Annotated in this window: 9 protein-coding genes; 2 read left to right on the forward strand and 7 right to left on the reverse strand. The window is 48.1% G+C overall.

The window, feature by feature from the left end; genetic code table 11:
- Positions 1-36: 36 nt before the first annotated feature.
- The gene (locus Q0Z62_RS01185) at positions 37-2,196 is read right to left on the reverse strand and encodes a malate synthase G (protein ID WP_298050259.1); all 2,160 of its coding nucleotides are present in this window, start codon (positions 2,194-2,196) and stop codon (positions 37-39) included.
- Positions 2,197-2,443: 247 nt separating this feature from the next.
- On the opposite strand from Q0Z62_RS01185, the gene Q0Z62_RS01190 reads away from it, so the two are divergent.
- Complete coding sequence (locus tag Q0Z62_RS01190; protein ID WP_298050260.1) at positions 2,444-3,937, forward strand: AMP nucleosidase; 1,494 nt, start codon at positions 2,444-2,446, stop codon at positions 3,935-3,937.
- A 92-nt stretch (positions 3,938-4,029) separates the two neighbouring features.
- On the opposite strand, the gene Q0Z62_RS01195 is transcribed toward Q0Z62_RS01190, so the two are convergent.
- Both Q0Z62_RS01195 and Q0Z62_RS01200 read right to left on the reverse strand, forming a co-directional pair.
- The gene (locus tag Q0Z62_RS01195) at positions 4,030-4,611 is read right to left on the reverse strand and encodes an SET domain-containing protein-lysine N-methyltransferase (RefSeq protein ID WP_298050261.1); all 582 of its coding nucleotides are present in this window, start codon (positions 4,609-4,611) and stop codon (positions 4,030-4,032) included.
- A gap of 9 nt (positions 4,612-4,620) precedes the next feature.
- Entirely contained in the window at positions 4,621-7,230 is a 2,610-nt protein-coding gene (locus Q0Z62_RS01200) for a DNA topoisomerase III (RefSeq protein ID WP_298050262.1), read from the reverse strand.
- A gap of 63 nt (positions 7,231-7,293) precedes the next feature.
- On the opposite strand from Q0Z62_RS01200, the gene Q0Z62_RS01205 reads away from it, so the two are divergent.
- A complete protein-coding gene (locus tag Q0Z62_RS01205) occupies positions 7,294-9,858 on the forward strand; it encodes a GDYXXLXY domain-containing protein (protein ID WP_298050263.1) in 2,565 nt (854 codons plus the stop codon).
- A 4-nt stretch (positions 9,859-9,862) separates the two neighbouring features.
- Here the strand turns inward: Q0Z62_RS01205 and Q0Z62_RS01210 are convergent, their stop codons facing one another.
- From Q0Z62_RS01210 to Q0Z62_RS01225, 4 genes are all read right to left on the reverse strand, one after another.
- Positions 9,863-10,324 carry a DUF494 family protein gene (locus tag Q0Z62_RS01210; RefSeq protein ID WP_298050264.1) on the reverse strand — a complete coding sequence of 154 codons (462 nt, stop codon included), beginning with the start codon at positions 10,322-10,324 and terminating at the stop codon, positions 9,863-9,865.
- Positions 10,325-10,414: 90 nt separating this feature from the next.
- Positions 10,415-12,433 carry an acetyl/propionyl/methylcrotonyl-CoA carboxylase subunit alpha gene (locus Q0Z62_RS01215; RefSeq protein WP_298050265.1) on the reverse strand — a complete coding sequence of 673 codons (2,019 nt, stop codon included), beginning with the start codon at positions 12,431-12,433 and terminating at the stop codon, positions 10,415-10,417.
- A 17-nt stretch (positions 12,434-12,450) separates the two neighbouring features.
- Positions 12,451-14,058: a carboxyl transferase domain-containing protein gene (locus Q0Z62_RS01220; RefSeq protein WP_298050266.1), complete on the reverse strand. Its 1,608-nt coding sequence runs from the start codon at positions 14,056-14,058 to the stop codon at positions 12,451-12,453.
- Between the two features lie 88 nt (positions 14,059-14,146).
- On the reverse strand, positions 14,147-15,328 hold the full coding sequence (locus tag Q0Z62_RS01225) for an acetyl-CoA C-acyltransferase (protein WP_298050267.1): 1,182 nt from the start codon (positions 15,326-15,328) through the stop codon (positions 14,147-14,149).
- Between the last annotated feature and the right edge of the window lie 3 nt (positions 15,329-15,331).

The raw sequence follows: 15,331 nt of genomic DNA on the forward strand, positions 1-15,331 counted from the left end.
CGGCTTTTTTATGGGCATTCTTAAGACTGACAGGAATTAAGCGCCTTTTAACTCTAAACGCCAGTGATGTAACAAGGGCTCGGTATAACCATTGGGTTGAGCTAATCCTTTAAAGATTAAATCTCTTGCGGCGATATAAGCTTTAGATGTATTGAAGTGGTTGGCCATTGGCTGGTAGGCGGCATCGGCTTGGTTTTGTTGATCCACAATAGCTGCCATACGCTGTAGCGTTTCATCAACCTGCTCGGCACTAACGATGCCGTGCAGCATCCAGTTGGCAATGTGTTGGCTAGAAATACGTAGGGTGGCACGGTCTTCCATTAAGCCGACATTGTGAATGTCTGGAACTTTAGAGCAGCCTACACCCTGATCAATCCAACGAACCACATATCCTAAGATGCCTTGGACGTTATTGTTGAGCTCTTGTTGTATTTCCTCTGGTGTCCAAGTGGGGTTTTTAACAACAGGAATCGTCAAGATATCCTCAAGAACAGCGATATTTTGTCCTTCCATGCCTTTTTGAACGGCTTGTACATCAAGTTGATGGTAGTGCAGGGCATGTAGGGTGGCAGCCGTCGGAGAGGGAACCCACGCGGTATTGCCCCCAGCTTTGAGATGACCAATTTTTTGCTCTAGCATATCTGCCATTAAGTCAGGCATCGCCCACATCCCTTTACCTATTTGCGCACGACCTCGTAAGTGACAGTCTAAACCGACTTGAACGTTATTGCGTTCATACGCAGGTAGCCACGCTAAGGTTTTGATGTCATTTTTGCGAGCAACAGGGCCAGCATGCATACATGTGTGGATTTCGTCGCCTGTGCGGTCTAAGAAGCCCGTGTTAATAAACACAACACGCTCATTCGCGGCTTTGACACATGCTTTAAGGTTTACGGTGGTACGTCGCTCCTCGTCCATAATTCCCATTTTTAAGGTATTGCGTGGGATATGTAGTAGGTCTTCGGTGCGTGCAAATAGTTCGTCGGCAAAAGCCACCTCTTCTGGGCCATGCATTTTAGGTTTAACAATATAGACAGAGCCTTTTTCAGAGTTTTTCTGTAAGGATAAGTCGCGCATGGCAATGAGGTTGGTGATAACCGCATCCATAATGCCTTCGGGGATTTGATTGCCCTCTTTGTCCAAAATAGCCGGGTTGGTCATCAGATGACCTACGTTACGAATGAACATTAACGAGCGACCAGGTAGTTTTTGGTTTGTGCCGTCTAAGTCGGTGTATTCGCGATCCGCATTTAGGCGGCGCGTGATGGTTTTATCACCTTTTTGAATGGTTTCGCTAAGATCACCTGTGATGAGGCCTAGCCAGTTTTTATAGGCTAAGGTTTTGTCCTCGGCATCTACCGTAGCAACGGAGTCCTCACAGTCCATAATAGTAGTGACAGCGGATTCCATTAGGATGTCTTTCACGCCAGCCAAATCGTCTTTGCCAATGGCGTGAGTACGATCGATTTGTAGCTCGAAACGTAATCCGTGACGAGTAAACACAATGGCTTCAGGTTGAGAGGCATCACCCCGGTAACCCAATAGCGTATTCGTGTCTTTTAAGCCCGTCGTTGAGTCATCCTTGAGACGAACCACGAGGCGTTTATTTTCGATGCCATAGTGGGTGGCATCGTGATGGGAGCCGTTTTCTAGGGGAATGGTTTCATCTAAAAAACGACGAGCAAAATCGATGACTTTTTGACCGCGTAGGGGGTTGTAGCCCGCTGTGATGTCGGCGCCGTCAGTGAAAGGGATTGCATCGGTGCCGTATAAGGCGTCATATAGGCTTCCCCAGCGTGCATTGGCTGCATTTAGGGCATAGCGCGCATTGGTGATAGGCACAACCAATTGAGGGCCTGCTTGCTGGGTGATGGCTGTGTCAACCTGAGTGGTGTGTACGGTTGCGTCATCAGGTTGTTCTACTAGGTAGCCAATCTCTTTGAGAAAGGTTTGGTAGGCGGCCATGTCTTTGATGGGGCCGGGGTTCGCTTTGTGCCATGTATCAAGGCTTTCTTGAAGTTGATCACGTTTGGCTAAGAGCGCACGGTTTTTCGGGGCTAAATCATGTACTAATTGACTAAAACCTTGCCAAAAATCATCTGCATTTAGATCTGTACCTACTAAGGCGTGGTTTTGGATGAAGTCATACAGTTGGTTATCAACCTGTAGCTGATGGCATTGAGTGCGGTTTGTCATGATAGAGCCTCTGAAAGTCATAAGATTGATGGGTGGTATTTGCTATGATGTTTTTAGGCAGCGGTGCTGCTTTGTTATTCATTATGGCTGCTAAGTTTTTGATATTGAATAGCTGTTTTGGTTAGTTTATTCGATACTTAAAGTATCGAATGGGCAGCTAAAATAGAAAAACCTACGATAAATCATTCAGATTTTGTCCTGAATCCTGATTAAATAAGAGAAGCTGAAAGGGCAAAGGATACTTTTTATGCAAGACAACACTCAGTCCAGTATTGTGACTCAGCTGCCGCCTACTATTGCCTACGAAGGCTTTATGGATGCGCAGGCAGCGGCGCAGCGATTGCTTACTATTTACAGACGTAATACCCAGTTCATCCAAGAAAATTTCATGCATTGCATGCAAAATGGTTTCCCCGAAGGGGTGCGGTTTAGGGCATGTTACCCATCAATACGTATACGAGTAGACACCTATCAAGAGGTGGATAGTCGCTTGTCATACGGGCACGTGGTTGAACCTGGCTTTTATGCATCGACGATTACTCAGCCAGATTTATTTTTTGATTACTTGGTTGAGCAAATTGGTTTGCTTATTAAAAATCATGGCGTGGCTGTGGAGATCGGAGAGTCAAGTCAGCCTATTGCGCTGCATTTTTGTTTAGGGCCGAATGCGGGGCAGGAAGCCATGTATCCCGAGTCTTCGGGGCACAGTTTACGAGATCATTTTGATGTGCCGGATCTGGCTCATATGGATGATGCCATTGTGAATGGCACATGGCAGCCTAAAAGTGGAGAGCCACTACCTTTGGCACCGTTTACGGCCCCGCGCGTGGATTACTCATTGCATCGTTTGCAGCATTACACGGCTACACGTCCGGCGAACTTTCAGAACTTTGTGCTGTTTACTAATTATCAGTTTTATGTGGATGAGTTTTGCGCGTGGGCAAAATCCATGTTGGCCGAGGGCAAGGGAGGCTATACCGCACTGGTTGAGCCTGGGAATGTAATGACTTATGTGGGCGGACATACCGAAGGTGCGCCACCCACACGTCAGCCGCAGATGCCTTCCTATCATTTGATGCGTGATAAACACAGTGGGATTACGCTGATTAATATTGGGGTGGGGCCATCAAATGCAAAAACAATTACAGATCATGTAGCGGTGTTACGTCCATCGGCTTGGTTGATGTTGGGGCACTGTGCTGGCTTACGCACCACTCAGCGTTTAGGGGATTATGTATTAGCTCATGGTTATGTGCGCCAAGACAAGGTTCTGGATGATGACTTGCCTACTTGGGTGCCGGTGCCTCCCTTGGCAGAGATACAGATTGCCTTAGAGCAAGCTGTGGCAGAGGTAGCGGGTTTATCCGGTTGGGAGCTCAAAAAAATTATGCGTACTGGTACGGTGGCTTCTATTGATAACAGGAATTGGGAATTACGAGATCACTCAGAGCCTGTGCAAAAACTATCTCAATCAAGAGCTATTGCGTTGGATATGGAGTCGGCAACGATTGCTGCAAATGGATTTAGGTTTAGGGTTCCCTATGGAACATTATTATGTGTTTCTGATAAACCGCTGCATGGCGAGTTGAAATTACCAGGGATGGCCAATGCGTTTTACAGTACTCAGGTAGGGCAGCATCTGCATATAGGGATTAAGGCGTTAGAGTTGTTGCGAGATATGCCGCCAGAAAGACTTCATTCTAGAAAGCTACGTAGTTTTATTGAAACTGCCTTTCAATAGGCGTTTTTCGTAGGGGCTAGACGAGATCTGCGGCCGACAAAAAGGGCGATTCATCATGCGAATCGCCCTTTTTGTATTGATCGTTGGTTTTTTTACATATTACATAAAAGATCTTTAATTGATTTGAGCTCTTTTCGGATTTCTTTACGTATTACTTTTTTAATCCATTTTTTTTGCTTTAGTTTTTCTTTTTGCTCTTTGGTGGCCTTGGGTAAAGCCAGCATCGTACCACGGCAGGAGTCGGCCCCACACCAGCATGCATATTGTTTTTTTAGGGTTTTGGTGAGCTTATCATCAATCGTAAGCGCATAGTCATACAGCAGCTCATCGCCTTTTTCTATGTCTTTCATGGCGACGATAAAGACTTTGTCGCCATTATCACTTTCATGCCCTTCACAGTTGGGTTCACAGGAGTGATTGATAAATCGAGAATCATTCCCATTTTGCCCACCATCAATAATCATGCCATTGCCAATAGCAAAGAAAAAGGTGTGAAAAGGATCATCTGGGTTAGTGGGTTCCTGAGCATCGGCTTCGTCCGGCGTGATTCGTACCCCTTCGTATTCCAAAATATAGGTGCCTTTAGGAATAGGACGACGGGCAAAGACACCGTTGCCATGTAAATCAGAACGACGTACTTCGTGCCACGGGCCTAAGCCGGTTTTTTTGCTCATTCGATTCCTTTAGTCTTCAGTGATGGTTTTAGTCGCTTTCTTTGCGGCCTTTTTAACTGCCTTTTTAGCTGCGGTTTTAGTGACTTTTTTAGCGGCTTTCTTTGCTGCTTTTTTAGCTACGGCTTTGGTTGCAGCCTTTTTAGCTGCCTTTTTAGCGGTAGATTTTGCGGCGCGAGGCTCAAACTCAAAGGATACCTTGCCCTTGTCGTCACGCGTTAAGAAGGCTTTAAATTTACGATTGGTGCGATTCGATACAAAGTTTTCTAACAGATCCGTTTTGCTATCAACCAATAGCTTACGCATTTGGTCTCTGTCGATTTCCTGTTGCAATATGACTTTATTACTGCGGAAGTCACATGATTTTTCTGGGCCTACTGATTTTTCGCATACATAGCGTATACCATGCTCAAAAACAGAGGACTGGCATTTGGGACATGGGCCTACGGGCTCTTGGCCCGAGAAATCAACAGGCTCGTTGTCTTCTTCTTCATTTTGTCCAAAGTCGAACTCTAGCTTGTTTTCCTCGTTGATGCGTAAGATCGCGGCAAAAGGGCGGCCCATTTTGCTGATAAAACCGGTTAACGGACCAATGGTTTTATGTTTAAGTAATTCTTCTACCTCTGGGATTTCCAGTGTTTTTCCGCCAGGGTGTTTACCAATAGAGAATTCGCAGCTGGTGCAGGCATAACGACGGTAGTTTTCCTTTACTACGCTACCGCACACAGGACAGGGGGTTGCTAAGGTGACGTAGTCGCCAGGTACTGTGTCTCGCTCGTATTCTTTGGCGCGGCGCACAATCGCATCCGTCATGCTTTCGATTTTGGCCATAAAGGCCTCTCTATCGAGTTGCCCTTGTTCGATTTGTTTTAAACGATGTTCCCATTCACCAGTTAACTCTGGAGAGGTGAGCTCGTTCACCCCTAAGCCAGATAAGAGCGTCATCAGCTGTTTGGCTTTGGCGCTAGGAACTAATTCACGGCCTTCTCGGCGTAGATAGCTTTCATTGAGTAGGCCCTCAATGATAGAGGCTCGGGTGGCTGGTGTGCCTAAGCCTCGTTCAGACATGGCTTCGCGTAATGCATCATCATCGACCAGTTTTCCAGCACCTTCCATGGCTGAAAGGAGGGTCGCCTCTGAAAAGCGTGCGGGTGGTTTAGTGGCTAAAGCTTTGGGCTCTACCAGATCAACCGTTACCGTTTCATTATCTGTTACGGCAACTAGGGTGTCATCGCTGCCTTGAGCCTCACGGCCATAAATACTGAGCCAGCCTGGATTAACTAAGACTTTACCTTCGGTCTTGAAGTGGTGTTCTTTAACCTGCGTAATACGCGTCGTAATACGGAACTCTGCCGCTGGGAAAAACATCGCTAAGAAGCGACGAGTAATGAGTTCGTAAATTTTGAACTCAGCATCGCTGAGCTCGCGAGGAATTTGCAACGTCGGAATGATCGCAAAGTGATCAGACACTTTTTTGTTGTCAAAGACCCGACGAATGGCTTTAACCCAGTCGTTGTCACATACCTGTTGGGCAAAAGGTTGCACAGAGGTGGATGCGGGCGTGTCGGCCTGAGCAAGAGCCTGCATGGTGTCTTTGACTGTTTGTAGGTAGTCTTCGGGCAGGTAGCGAGAGTCGGTACGAGGGTAAGTCAAGGCCTTATGGCGTTCGTACAGTGTTTGGGCTAATGAAAGAGTTGTTTTTGCAGAGAAGCCAAAGCGAGAGTTAGCTTCGCGTTGTAGCGTTGTTAGGTCAAACAGAGCGGGGGATTGTTGTTTTGAGGGCTTGGATTCCTCGGTGACAGTACCTGTTTGACCAGCACAAGCGGCTGCGATGGCTCTCGCTGCCTCTGCGGTCCAAACCCGAGAGTCTCTTTTCTCTGCGTCGGATTCGTCTTTTTTGAATGAGGGATCAAACCAACGGCCATGATAAGTGCCTGCGCTGGCTTCAAAGTCAGCATGAATTTCCCAATAGTCTCTGGAAACAAAGCGGCGAATGGCTTCTTCGCGCTCGTGTACTATGGTTAGCGTTGGGGTTTGCACTCGACCTACGGGTGTTTTGAAAAAACCGCCGTCCTTGCTGTTAAAGGCTGTCATGGCACGCGTGCCGTTAATACCGACTAACCAGTCAGCCTCGGCTCGAGAGCGTGCGGCAGCCTCTAGGGGCTTGAGTTCTTCGTCTTCGCGTAGGTTTTCAAAGGCCTCCCGAATGGCTTCTCGCGTCATTGAGCGCAGCCATAATCGTTTGATTGGTTTATTGACCTTGGCGTATTGCATAATATAGCGGAAGATCAGTTCACCTTCACGTCCCGCGTCACAGGCGTTAATAACGGCGGTAACATCTTTGCGCTTGAGCAGTTTGACTAACAGCTTTAATCTTTCTGCTGATTTTTTGTCAGATGGGTTTAGCTCAAACTGAGGCGGGATGACGGGTAAATGTGTAAAACTCCATTTGCCTCGTACTGGGTCGTTAGGGGCGATTAGACTGAGCAAATGGCCAATGCTGGCTGCCAGTACGAAGTGTTCGCTTTCAAAATAATCCCCTTCACGGGTAAAGCCTCCTAGGGCACGAGAAATGTCTAGTGCAACAGAAGGTTTTTCGGCAATGATTAGAGTTTTAGTCATGGGTGTACCGTCACAGCAAGTCCGCGTTAATTAGCGCAGATCATACGAGGTGAGAATCGCATTATGCAAGTAAAAGAGTTAAATCAATCCATTCTGGACTTACCAGATTGGGCACAGTTTTTACGGCGCAGCAGCGTAATGATCGCTGCCGTACTGTTAGGCAGTGCGTTGATCATGGCGATTGCCGCGAATTGGTTAAGTTGGCCCAAAGTGGGTCGGGTTGCATTATTACAGGCCACTATAACAGCACTGGTATTATTTGCATGGTGGCGCGGGCAACGAAAGCCTAAAGATTGGGCTAGTGCCTACAGCCTGTCAAGCATAAGCATTAATTTGGCAGCAATTGCTATTGGGGGTCTGCTGGCTCTGATTGGTCAAAGTTATCAAACAGGGGCCGATCCTTGGCAGCTTTTTGCTCTTTGGGCCGTGTTGCTTTTGCCTTGGCTAATTGCACAGCGCTCCTTATTTATCATACTGCTTGTTTTGATATTAACAAACGTTGCCTTATACCTTTACTTTGAAATGCCGAGATTTCTGGGGTTTGGGGGCTTCTCATCGCGTTTTGCTCACAGTGGCGGTATTGTGGTTGCTGTTAACGTAGTGGCTTTAGGGTTAACGCATGCTCTGCGCTCTTTCTTTGATGATCCGCATTTAGTCACTAGACGTTTTAGCATGCTGTTTTTAACCAGTGGTGTGGTGTGGTGGCAGGTACGGGCCTGGTTAGATGGCGCTGATGGCGCGACCTTACAAAATTTGTTTCTTTTAGCAGGGATGTCGGCAGCCGTGTGGTTTTACCTGCATAAATTGCGGGATATTTTCTCGGGGGCATTGGCTTATGGGGCGATATATGTGCTGCTATCTGGATTAATGATTTATGAAACCATTGATTCATTTGACTCACTGCTACTGCTCTTTTTTTGGACTGCGTTAATTGGTGCGGGTGTTATTTATGATTTGCGTAGGGTCTGGAAACAGAGACCGGTTACGGTCTCTACCTCTGCCTCTGCCTCTGCCTCTGCCGAGGAAAAGGAGCCGTGGTTTCTGCGGTTGTTTTTCCTTGGGCTGCAGGTAATGGTTACGGTGTTTTTCCTACTTACGTGGTTTGTGACATTTGGAGAGCCCTCTGAGCTGATGCAACACCTTTTTATTTTGGTTGCGTTGGCAGGTGTGATTTATTTCCAGCGCTCTAAAAATAGGATGGCAACACAAGACTTACCGTTGTTTTTGCTATTAAGCAGTGTTTTTATTGGGGCGTTAATGAGCCAGTTGCGAGCAGATAATACGTTATTGCTAGCTTGGTTTCTATTGCTGAGTGTGGTGATCTATGTTTTTAGTACCAAAGCATGGCTAGTACGTTTTATCAGTGGTGGTGTGGCGACAGTTCTGCTTCTTCATCTGCTGTTTGAGCCTCAAGAAGTTATTTTCGGTGGGTGGGCTTATTCTTTAGATGTGATGGTGACGGGGTTGTTGTGCGCTACTGTTGGCTTAGCTGTTTGGATAAGAAAACAGCCCGCAAAAAATGCTCTGTATTCTCCATTGTGGTGGTCATGGGCGCTATTGATTATTGGCTTAGGTCGATTTTTAGAACCCTCATACAGCATGGATTGGGATATGGTAAATATCCAGAAGTCCTCGATGCATCTGTACTTTAATTATTGTGCAGCGTTGTTGCCGCCCTTGGCTTTATTTAGCCTATTAAGATCAAAAAACACACTGGTGTTTAGTTTGGGCTGTGCAGTGGCTTTAGGTGTTCTGAGCTGGTTTTTATTGATGCCTGCCCCTTTGGCTAATCTTGCGCTTAGCGCGTGGGTCTGGGCCTATGCACAACGAGACAGAGTCTTGTTTTGGTGCTCGGTGGTGCTGCTGAGTTTTGCGCTGGCGGTGCATTATTATTCTTTGCAGTGGCTCTTGATTCATAAAGCGATGGCCTTAGGTGCAGGGGGGGCATGGTTAGCTTTTGGAGCCTTCCTTTTGCAACGTGTCGTCATTAAAGATCATGCGTCGTCTGATTCGGTTGATGCGCTCCCTATGACCAAGCCTTCACTGCTTTTCTCTTCCTTTTTTTGGGTAGGCTTAGGGGCTGTGCTTTTGATTACCATTCAAGACGTGGCTCGTAAGGAAAACCTATTGGCGAATGGTACTCCGGTAGTTTTGGCATTAGCTCCGGTTGATCCGCGCTCTTTGATGCAAGGCGACTTTATGGCGCTGAATTTTTCTTTATCACAAGAGGTGGAAAGATTGGTGCGCAAGCAGGAAATGGCATATAACACTCGCCAGTCTTTTCTTGCTTATTTACAGCCAGATGCCGCAGGTGTATCCATCTTAGCCGCTATACAAAACCCTACCGATGGACGTGTGCTATTTAACGATCAACAAAAAGGTGGTTGGCAGTCTGCTTCAGACGTTGATTTGACAGGACTGATAGCGTTAGAGGTAACCAGAAAGAAAGGTCGTTGGTTGCCAAATGGGGTGGATGCGTGGTTTTTCCCCGAAGGGCAGGCTGAACACTTTGAGCAAGCGTTATATGGCGAGTTTAAGGTGAACGAAAAAGGCAAAGCCTTGTTGTATAGAATGTTAGATGAAAAAGCGCAGCCTGTAGCTGCGCCTGCCGAGATTCTAGATAACTAGGTAACTAATGCGATAAGCGGTCTTCGTCATCGGTTAAGAGTTCTTCAAATACCAGGTGATCAATTTCAGCTTCGTGGCTCCAGAGTACCATTAGGGCCACGATTTTGATTTTGGTCAGAGGGACAGGAGACTCGTCGATGGCTTGGGCGCGTTCGATCAATACCTCGCGTAACGCAGGAGGTAAGACGCCGGAGTTTTCTAAAAATCGGATAAAACCAAGGGCTTCGTGACCTAAGGTTTGGATTTCATGATTAGTAAAGACGCGGATACTATCCGAGTGATATTGTGCGTTTAGAGGGTGGTGCATTGCGGCGGACTCGCTGAGTCCATGCAACCAGCTGAGGGCTTCGTCGATTTCATCGTCTTCGAAGCCAATGGCAGCGAGTTTGTGAGCTAGTACCTCGGCTTTAGGACAAGCCTGTGGGTTGTAGTAGGTTTCAAACAAGTAAACCAAAATATCGAACATGTATGTATTACCATCAAAAAAATGCGCGGCCAACGTAAAGACTACACGGTTTTAAGTAGACTTTACGCTGAAAATGGCCGGGGTGCAAATTTAGTTATTGTCGATTTCTATGGCTAGCAGTGCTGCTCCTTCGGTGACTTGTTCTCCGGTAGCAAAGAAAATCTCAGTGACAGTTCCAGCATGAGGTGCGGTAATGGAGTGCTCCATTTTCATGGCCTCAAGAACCACAACTAACTGTCCTGCCTCGACCGTGTCCCCTGTTTTTACCGCGATAGATAATACTTTTCCTGGCATGGGAGCCGTTAATCCACCGGCGTTTTGGTCTTCTTGCAAGGGATCTATAGCGAGAGGGTCTAGGTAAGAAATATGGCGTTGAGTGTGTGGATAGCGAATCTCGAAGTGCGGATTTGCCCCGTAAATAATAGCGTGTAATAACTGGTCATTGAGTGTCACTCGTACTGATAAATTACCAGCGGGTTGTGCGCTGACAGACCAATCAAACGAGACGATTTCCTCATTGTGTTGCAGTTGCCAACAATGATTTTCGTGGCGTAAATACACCGTATAAGTCTGTTCATCATGCGTAAAAACAAAGGGGCGTGCCAGTAAAGCATTGCCACGCCAGTAGTCACGCTGATCCCAAGGGTCCGTTGTTGTGGTTACAGACTGATTCGAGGCCAACCCAAGCTGATAAAGCTGGGCGGCTAGGGCAACAGCTAGGTCTAGGGTTGAGATGGGCGTAGCGGCTGGAAAAAGCTGCTCGTAGCGGCGCTCAATAAAGCCGGTGTCTACATCCCCCGCCATAAAAGCCTCGTCACTGGCTAAACGATGCAAAAAACGCAGGTTTGTATGTAAGCCAGAGATATAGCTTTGATCTAGAGCTATTTGCATCTTTCGTAAGGCATCCTCACGATCTACCCCATGCACAATCAGTTTAGCGATCATGGGGTCGTAAAACGGGCTGATGCTGTCCCCTTGACCGATGCCACTGTCCACGCGTACTGGGCATAAGGTAAAACTATCATGCGCAGGAAAAATCAGTTGATCTATGGTCCCAATAGAGGGTAGAAATTGGTTGTCTGGGTTTTCTGCGTAGATGCGAGCCTCAAAAGCATGGCCATTGATACGTAGTTCGTGTTGTTTAGCGGGTAGAGCTTGCCCTGCGGCGACCCGTAGCTGCCACTCGACTAAGTCAAACCCAGTGATTTGCTCAGTGACGGGGTGTTCCACCTGTAAGCGAGTGTTCATTTCCATAAAAAAGAAATCGTCACCTTCGCAGATGAATTCAACCGTACCAGCGCCTACATAGTTTACTGCTTGCGCTGCTGCTACTGCCGCTGAACCCATGGCTTGGCGTTGGGACTCGGTCATGCCGGGAGCCGGGGCCTCTTCGATGACCTTTTGATGGCGTCGTTGAACGGAACAGTCCCGTTCAAATAGGTGTACTGCGTTACCTTGGGTATCTGCAAAAACTTGGATTTCGATATGGCGGGGTTTTTGTAGATAGCGCTCAATCAGTACATGGTCATTGCTAAAACTGCTTTTGGCCTCACGTTGACATGAGGACAGTGCCTCTAGGAATTGCGAGCTAGTCTCCACAATGCGCATCCCTTTACCACCACCACCGGCACTGGCTTTGATCAGAACGGGATAGCCCATTGCATCGGCTTGTTGGTGCAAAAAGGCGGGGTCTTGGTTATCACCATGGTACCCAGGGACTAGCGGGACCTTTGCTTTTTCCATCAGCTGTTTGGCTGCGGATTTATTGCCCATAGCGGTAATGGAAGCGGCAGAGGGGCCAATGAAAGTGATGCCATTATCGGCACATGCTTTTGCAAATTCGGCGTTTTCAGCTAAGAAACCATAGCCGGGATGTATGGCCTGAGCGCCTGTGCGTTTAGCGGCAGCAATAATGGCTTCAGCATTTAAATAGCTTTTTTGAGGTTCGGCTTCGCCGATCCAAATAGCGTCATCCCCTGCTTTGACATGGAGGGCATGCGTGTCTGCACTGGAATAGACCATAACAGTGCGAATGCCCATACGTTGGCAAGTGGCAGCGATACGTCGTGCAATTTCGCCTCGATTGGCGATGAGTACAGTATTAAACATAGTAGGTAGGCTCCCGATTACATGCGGAACACACCGAAGCGTGACTCTTCGATGGGGGCGTTTAGGGTGGCAGATAGGGCAAGAGCTAAGACTCGCCGAGTTTCGGCGGGCTCAATAACCCCGTCATCCCATAAACGGGCAGAGGCATAGTAAGGGTGGCCTTCGTGTTCGTACTGATCACGGATCGGGGACTTAAAGCTTTCTTCGTCTTCGGCTGACCACGACTGACCGGCTTTTTCTAGGTTATCGCGGCGCACAGTGGCAAGCACACTGGCGGCTTGTTCGCCCCCCATCACAGAGATGCGAGCATTGGGCCACATAAAAAGGAGTCGAGGATTGAAGGCTCGACCACACATGCCGTAGTTGCCAGCACCAAAGGAGCCGCCAATAATAACGGTGAGTTTAGGTACTGCGGCTGTGGAGACAGCGGTTACCATTTTCGCGCCATGTCTGGCGATGCCTTCATTTTCGTATTTACGCCCCACCATAAAGCCGCTGATGTTTTGTAAAAAAATGAGGGGGATTTTTCGTTGGCAACAGAGTTCAATGAAATGCGTGCCTTTTTGGGCGGCCTCGGAGAATAAAATCCCATTATTGGCAATGATGCCCACAGGCATGCCGTGTAAGTGAGCAAAGCCAGTGATTAAGGTGGTTCCAAAGCGGGCTTTAAACTCTTCGAATTCAGAGCCATCTACAATCCGTGCAATGACCTCGCGTACATCATAAGGTTTGCGCGTGTCGTTGGGGATAATGCCGTTGAGCTCAGCCGGGTCATAGATGGGTTCTATGACGGGCTTGGTTGGCCAGGGATAGTGCTTTTGGTGGGTGAGACGACCAACGGCTTGGCGTGTGAGCTGAAGGGCATGGTCATCATTTTCAGCAAGGTGGTCTGCTACACCAGACAGGCGAGTATGTACATCGCCGCCGCCTAAGTCTTCTGCACTGACCTCTTCGCCAGTGGCGGCTTTTACCAATGGGGGACCGGCCAAAAAAATCGTGCCCTGATTACGCACGATTATGGATTCATCACTCATGGCAGGGACGTAGGCCCCTCCGGCAGTACACGAGCCCATCACAGCAGCAATTTGTGCAATCCCCATTGAGGACATTTGTGCTTGATTGTAGAAGATGCGGCCAAAGTGATCTCGGTCTGGGAAGACTTCGTCTTGATTTGGGAGGTTGGCGCCGCCAGAGTCGACTAAGTACACACAAGGTAAGCGATTTTGTTGGGCGATTTCTTGGGCTCGTATGTGTTTTTTGACTGTCATGGGGTAATAGGTTCCCCCTTTGACGGTAGCGTCATTACATACAATCATGCAATCAATGCCGTTAATGCGTCCTATGCCCGTAATAATCCCCGCACCTGGAGCATCATTGTTATAGAGGTTATAAGCAGCTAAAGGAGAAAGCTCAAGAAAGGGAGAGCCGGGGTCAAGCAAACGTTCAACGCGTTCACGGGGCAAGAGCTTGCCTCGGTCTATATGCCTTTGACGAGCTGCAGTGCTGCCACCTTGGGCGATTTGGCTGCGAAGTTGTCGTAGGTCTTTGATTTGCTCGAGCATAGAGGCTTCGTTTTCCAGAAAGCCAGCCGAGCGTGATTGGATTTTACTTTGGATAATACTCATGTCTGTGCTGCCACCTAATTTAATTATATTTTGGGCCGGCAAGCCCTGAGGGCTTGCCGGGTCTCCGACACAGATTGTCGCTAAAGGATTAGTCCATTAGTTCGACGGCCATCGCTACACCTTCGCCACCACCAATACATAAAGAGGCAATACCGCGTTTGCCGCCTTTTTGTTGTAGGGCGTTGATTAGAGTTGTGACGATACGAGCACCAGAAGCACCGATAGGGTGGCCTAGAGCGGTAGCACCACCGTATACGTTTACCTTGTCATGAGAGATGTTTAGGTCTTTCATGGCAGCCATGGTGACTAGAGCAAAGGCTTCGTTAATCTCAAAGAGATCAACGTCGGCTACCGTCCAGCCTGCTTTGTCCATGAGTTTTTGCATAGCACCAACAGGGGCGGTTGTGAACCACTCAGGGGCATGAGCATGCTGAGTGTGACCTACGATTTTTGCTAATGGTTTTAAGCCCATTTCTTTGGCTGTGGATTCGCGCATTAGAACCATTGCTGCCGCCCCATCAGAGATGGAGGAAGCATTAGCGGCCGTGATCGTGCCGTCTTTTTTGAAGGCAGGACGCAAAGTAGGGATTTTTTCAGGCATGGCGCGAGCTGGGGATTCATCCGTATCAATAACGGTATCGCCTTTGCGGCCTTTGATTGTGACTGGAGCAATTTCGGCTTTGAAGCTGCCGTCTTCGATGGCTGCGCGAGCGCGGCGTAAAGACTCAAGTGCGTATTCATCTTGCTCTTCGCGAGTGAATTCGTATTTGTCCGCGCAACGCTCAGCGAGTACACCCATGGCGATGCCTTCGTAGGCGTCTTCTAGGCCATCTAGAGCCATGTGGTCATACACCTTATCATGACCATAACGGTAGCCTGTACGGCCTTTTAGGAGCAGATAAGGCGCATTTGACATGCTTTCTTGACCACCAGCAACGACAATGTTGGCACTGCCTGCTTTAAGCATATCGTGGCCTAACATAGCAGACTTCATTCCTGAGCCACATACTTTGTGTACAGTGGTACATGGAGCGCCATTAGGTAGACCTGCACCTAGGGCGGCTTGGCGGGCAGGGGCTTGGCCTTGACCTGCCTGTAATACGTTACCCATGATGACTTCGTCAACTTGCTCTGGGCTCACGCCAGCGCGCTCTAGGGCTGCTTTAATAGCAACGGAACCCAGTTCGTGAGCAGCTAAAGAAGATAGGCTGCCGGTCATAGCACCCATAGGGGTGCGAACTGCGGACACAATTACGATGGGATCTGACATAAT

Source organism: uncultured Paenalcaligenes sp. (assembly GCF_947630565.1).
Lineage (GTDB): Bacteria > Pseudomonadota > Gammaproteobacteria > Burkholderiales > Burkholderiaceae_B > Paenalcaligenes > Paenalcaligenes faecalis.

Excerpts from the sequence above, each read along its gene's own strand:
- Q0Z62_RS01215 (WP_298050265.1), bottom strand. The coding sequence starts at position 12,433 with ATGTTTAATACTGTACTCATCGCCAATCGAGGCGAAATTGCACGACGT.
- Q0Z62_RS01205 (WP_298050263.1), top strand. The coding sequence starts at position 7,294 with ATGCAAGTAAAAGAGTTAAATCAATCCATTCTGGACTTACCAGATTGG.
- Q0Z62_RS01225 (WP_298050267.1), bottom strand. The coding sequence starts at position 15,328 with ATGTCAGATCCCATCGTAATTGTGTCCGCAGTTCGCACCCCTATGGGT.
- Q0Z62_RS01210 (WP_298050264.1), bottom strand. The coding sequence starts at position 10,324 with ATGTTCGATATTTTGGTTTACTTGTTTGAAACCTACTACAACCCACAG.
- Q0Z62_RS01190 (WP_298050260.1), top strand. The coding sequence starts at position 2,444 with ATGCAAGACAACACTCAGTCCAGTATTGTGACTCAGCTGCCGCCTACT.
- Q0Z62_RS01220 (WP_298050266.1), bottom strand. The coding sequence starts at position 14,058 with ATGAGTATTATCCAAAGTAAAATCCAATCACGCTCGGCTGGCTTTCTG.
- Q0Z62_RS01200 (WP_298050262.1), bottom strand. The coding sequence starts at position 7,230 with ATGACTAAAACTCTAATCATTGCCGAAAAACCTTCTGTTGCACTAGAC.
- Q0Z62_RS01195 (WP_298050261.1), bottom strand. The coding sequence starts at position 4,611 with ATGAGCAAAAAAACCGGCTTAGGCCCGTGGCACGAAGTACGTCGTTCT.
- Q0Z62_RS01185 (WP_298050259.1), bottom strand. The coding sequence starts at position 2,196 with ATGACAAACCGCACTCAATGCCATCAGCTACAGGTTGATAACCAACTG.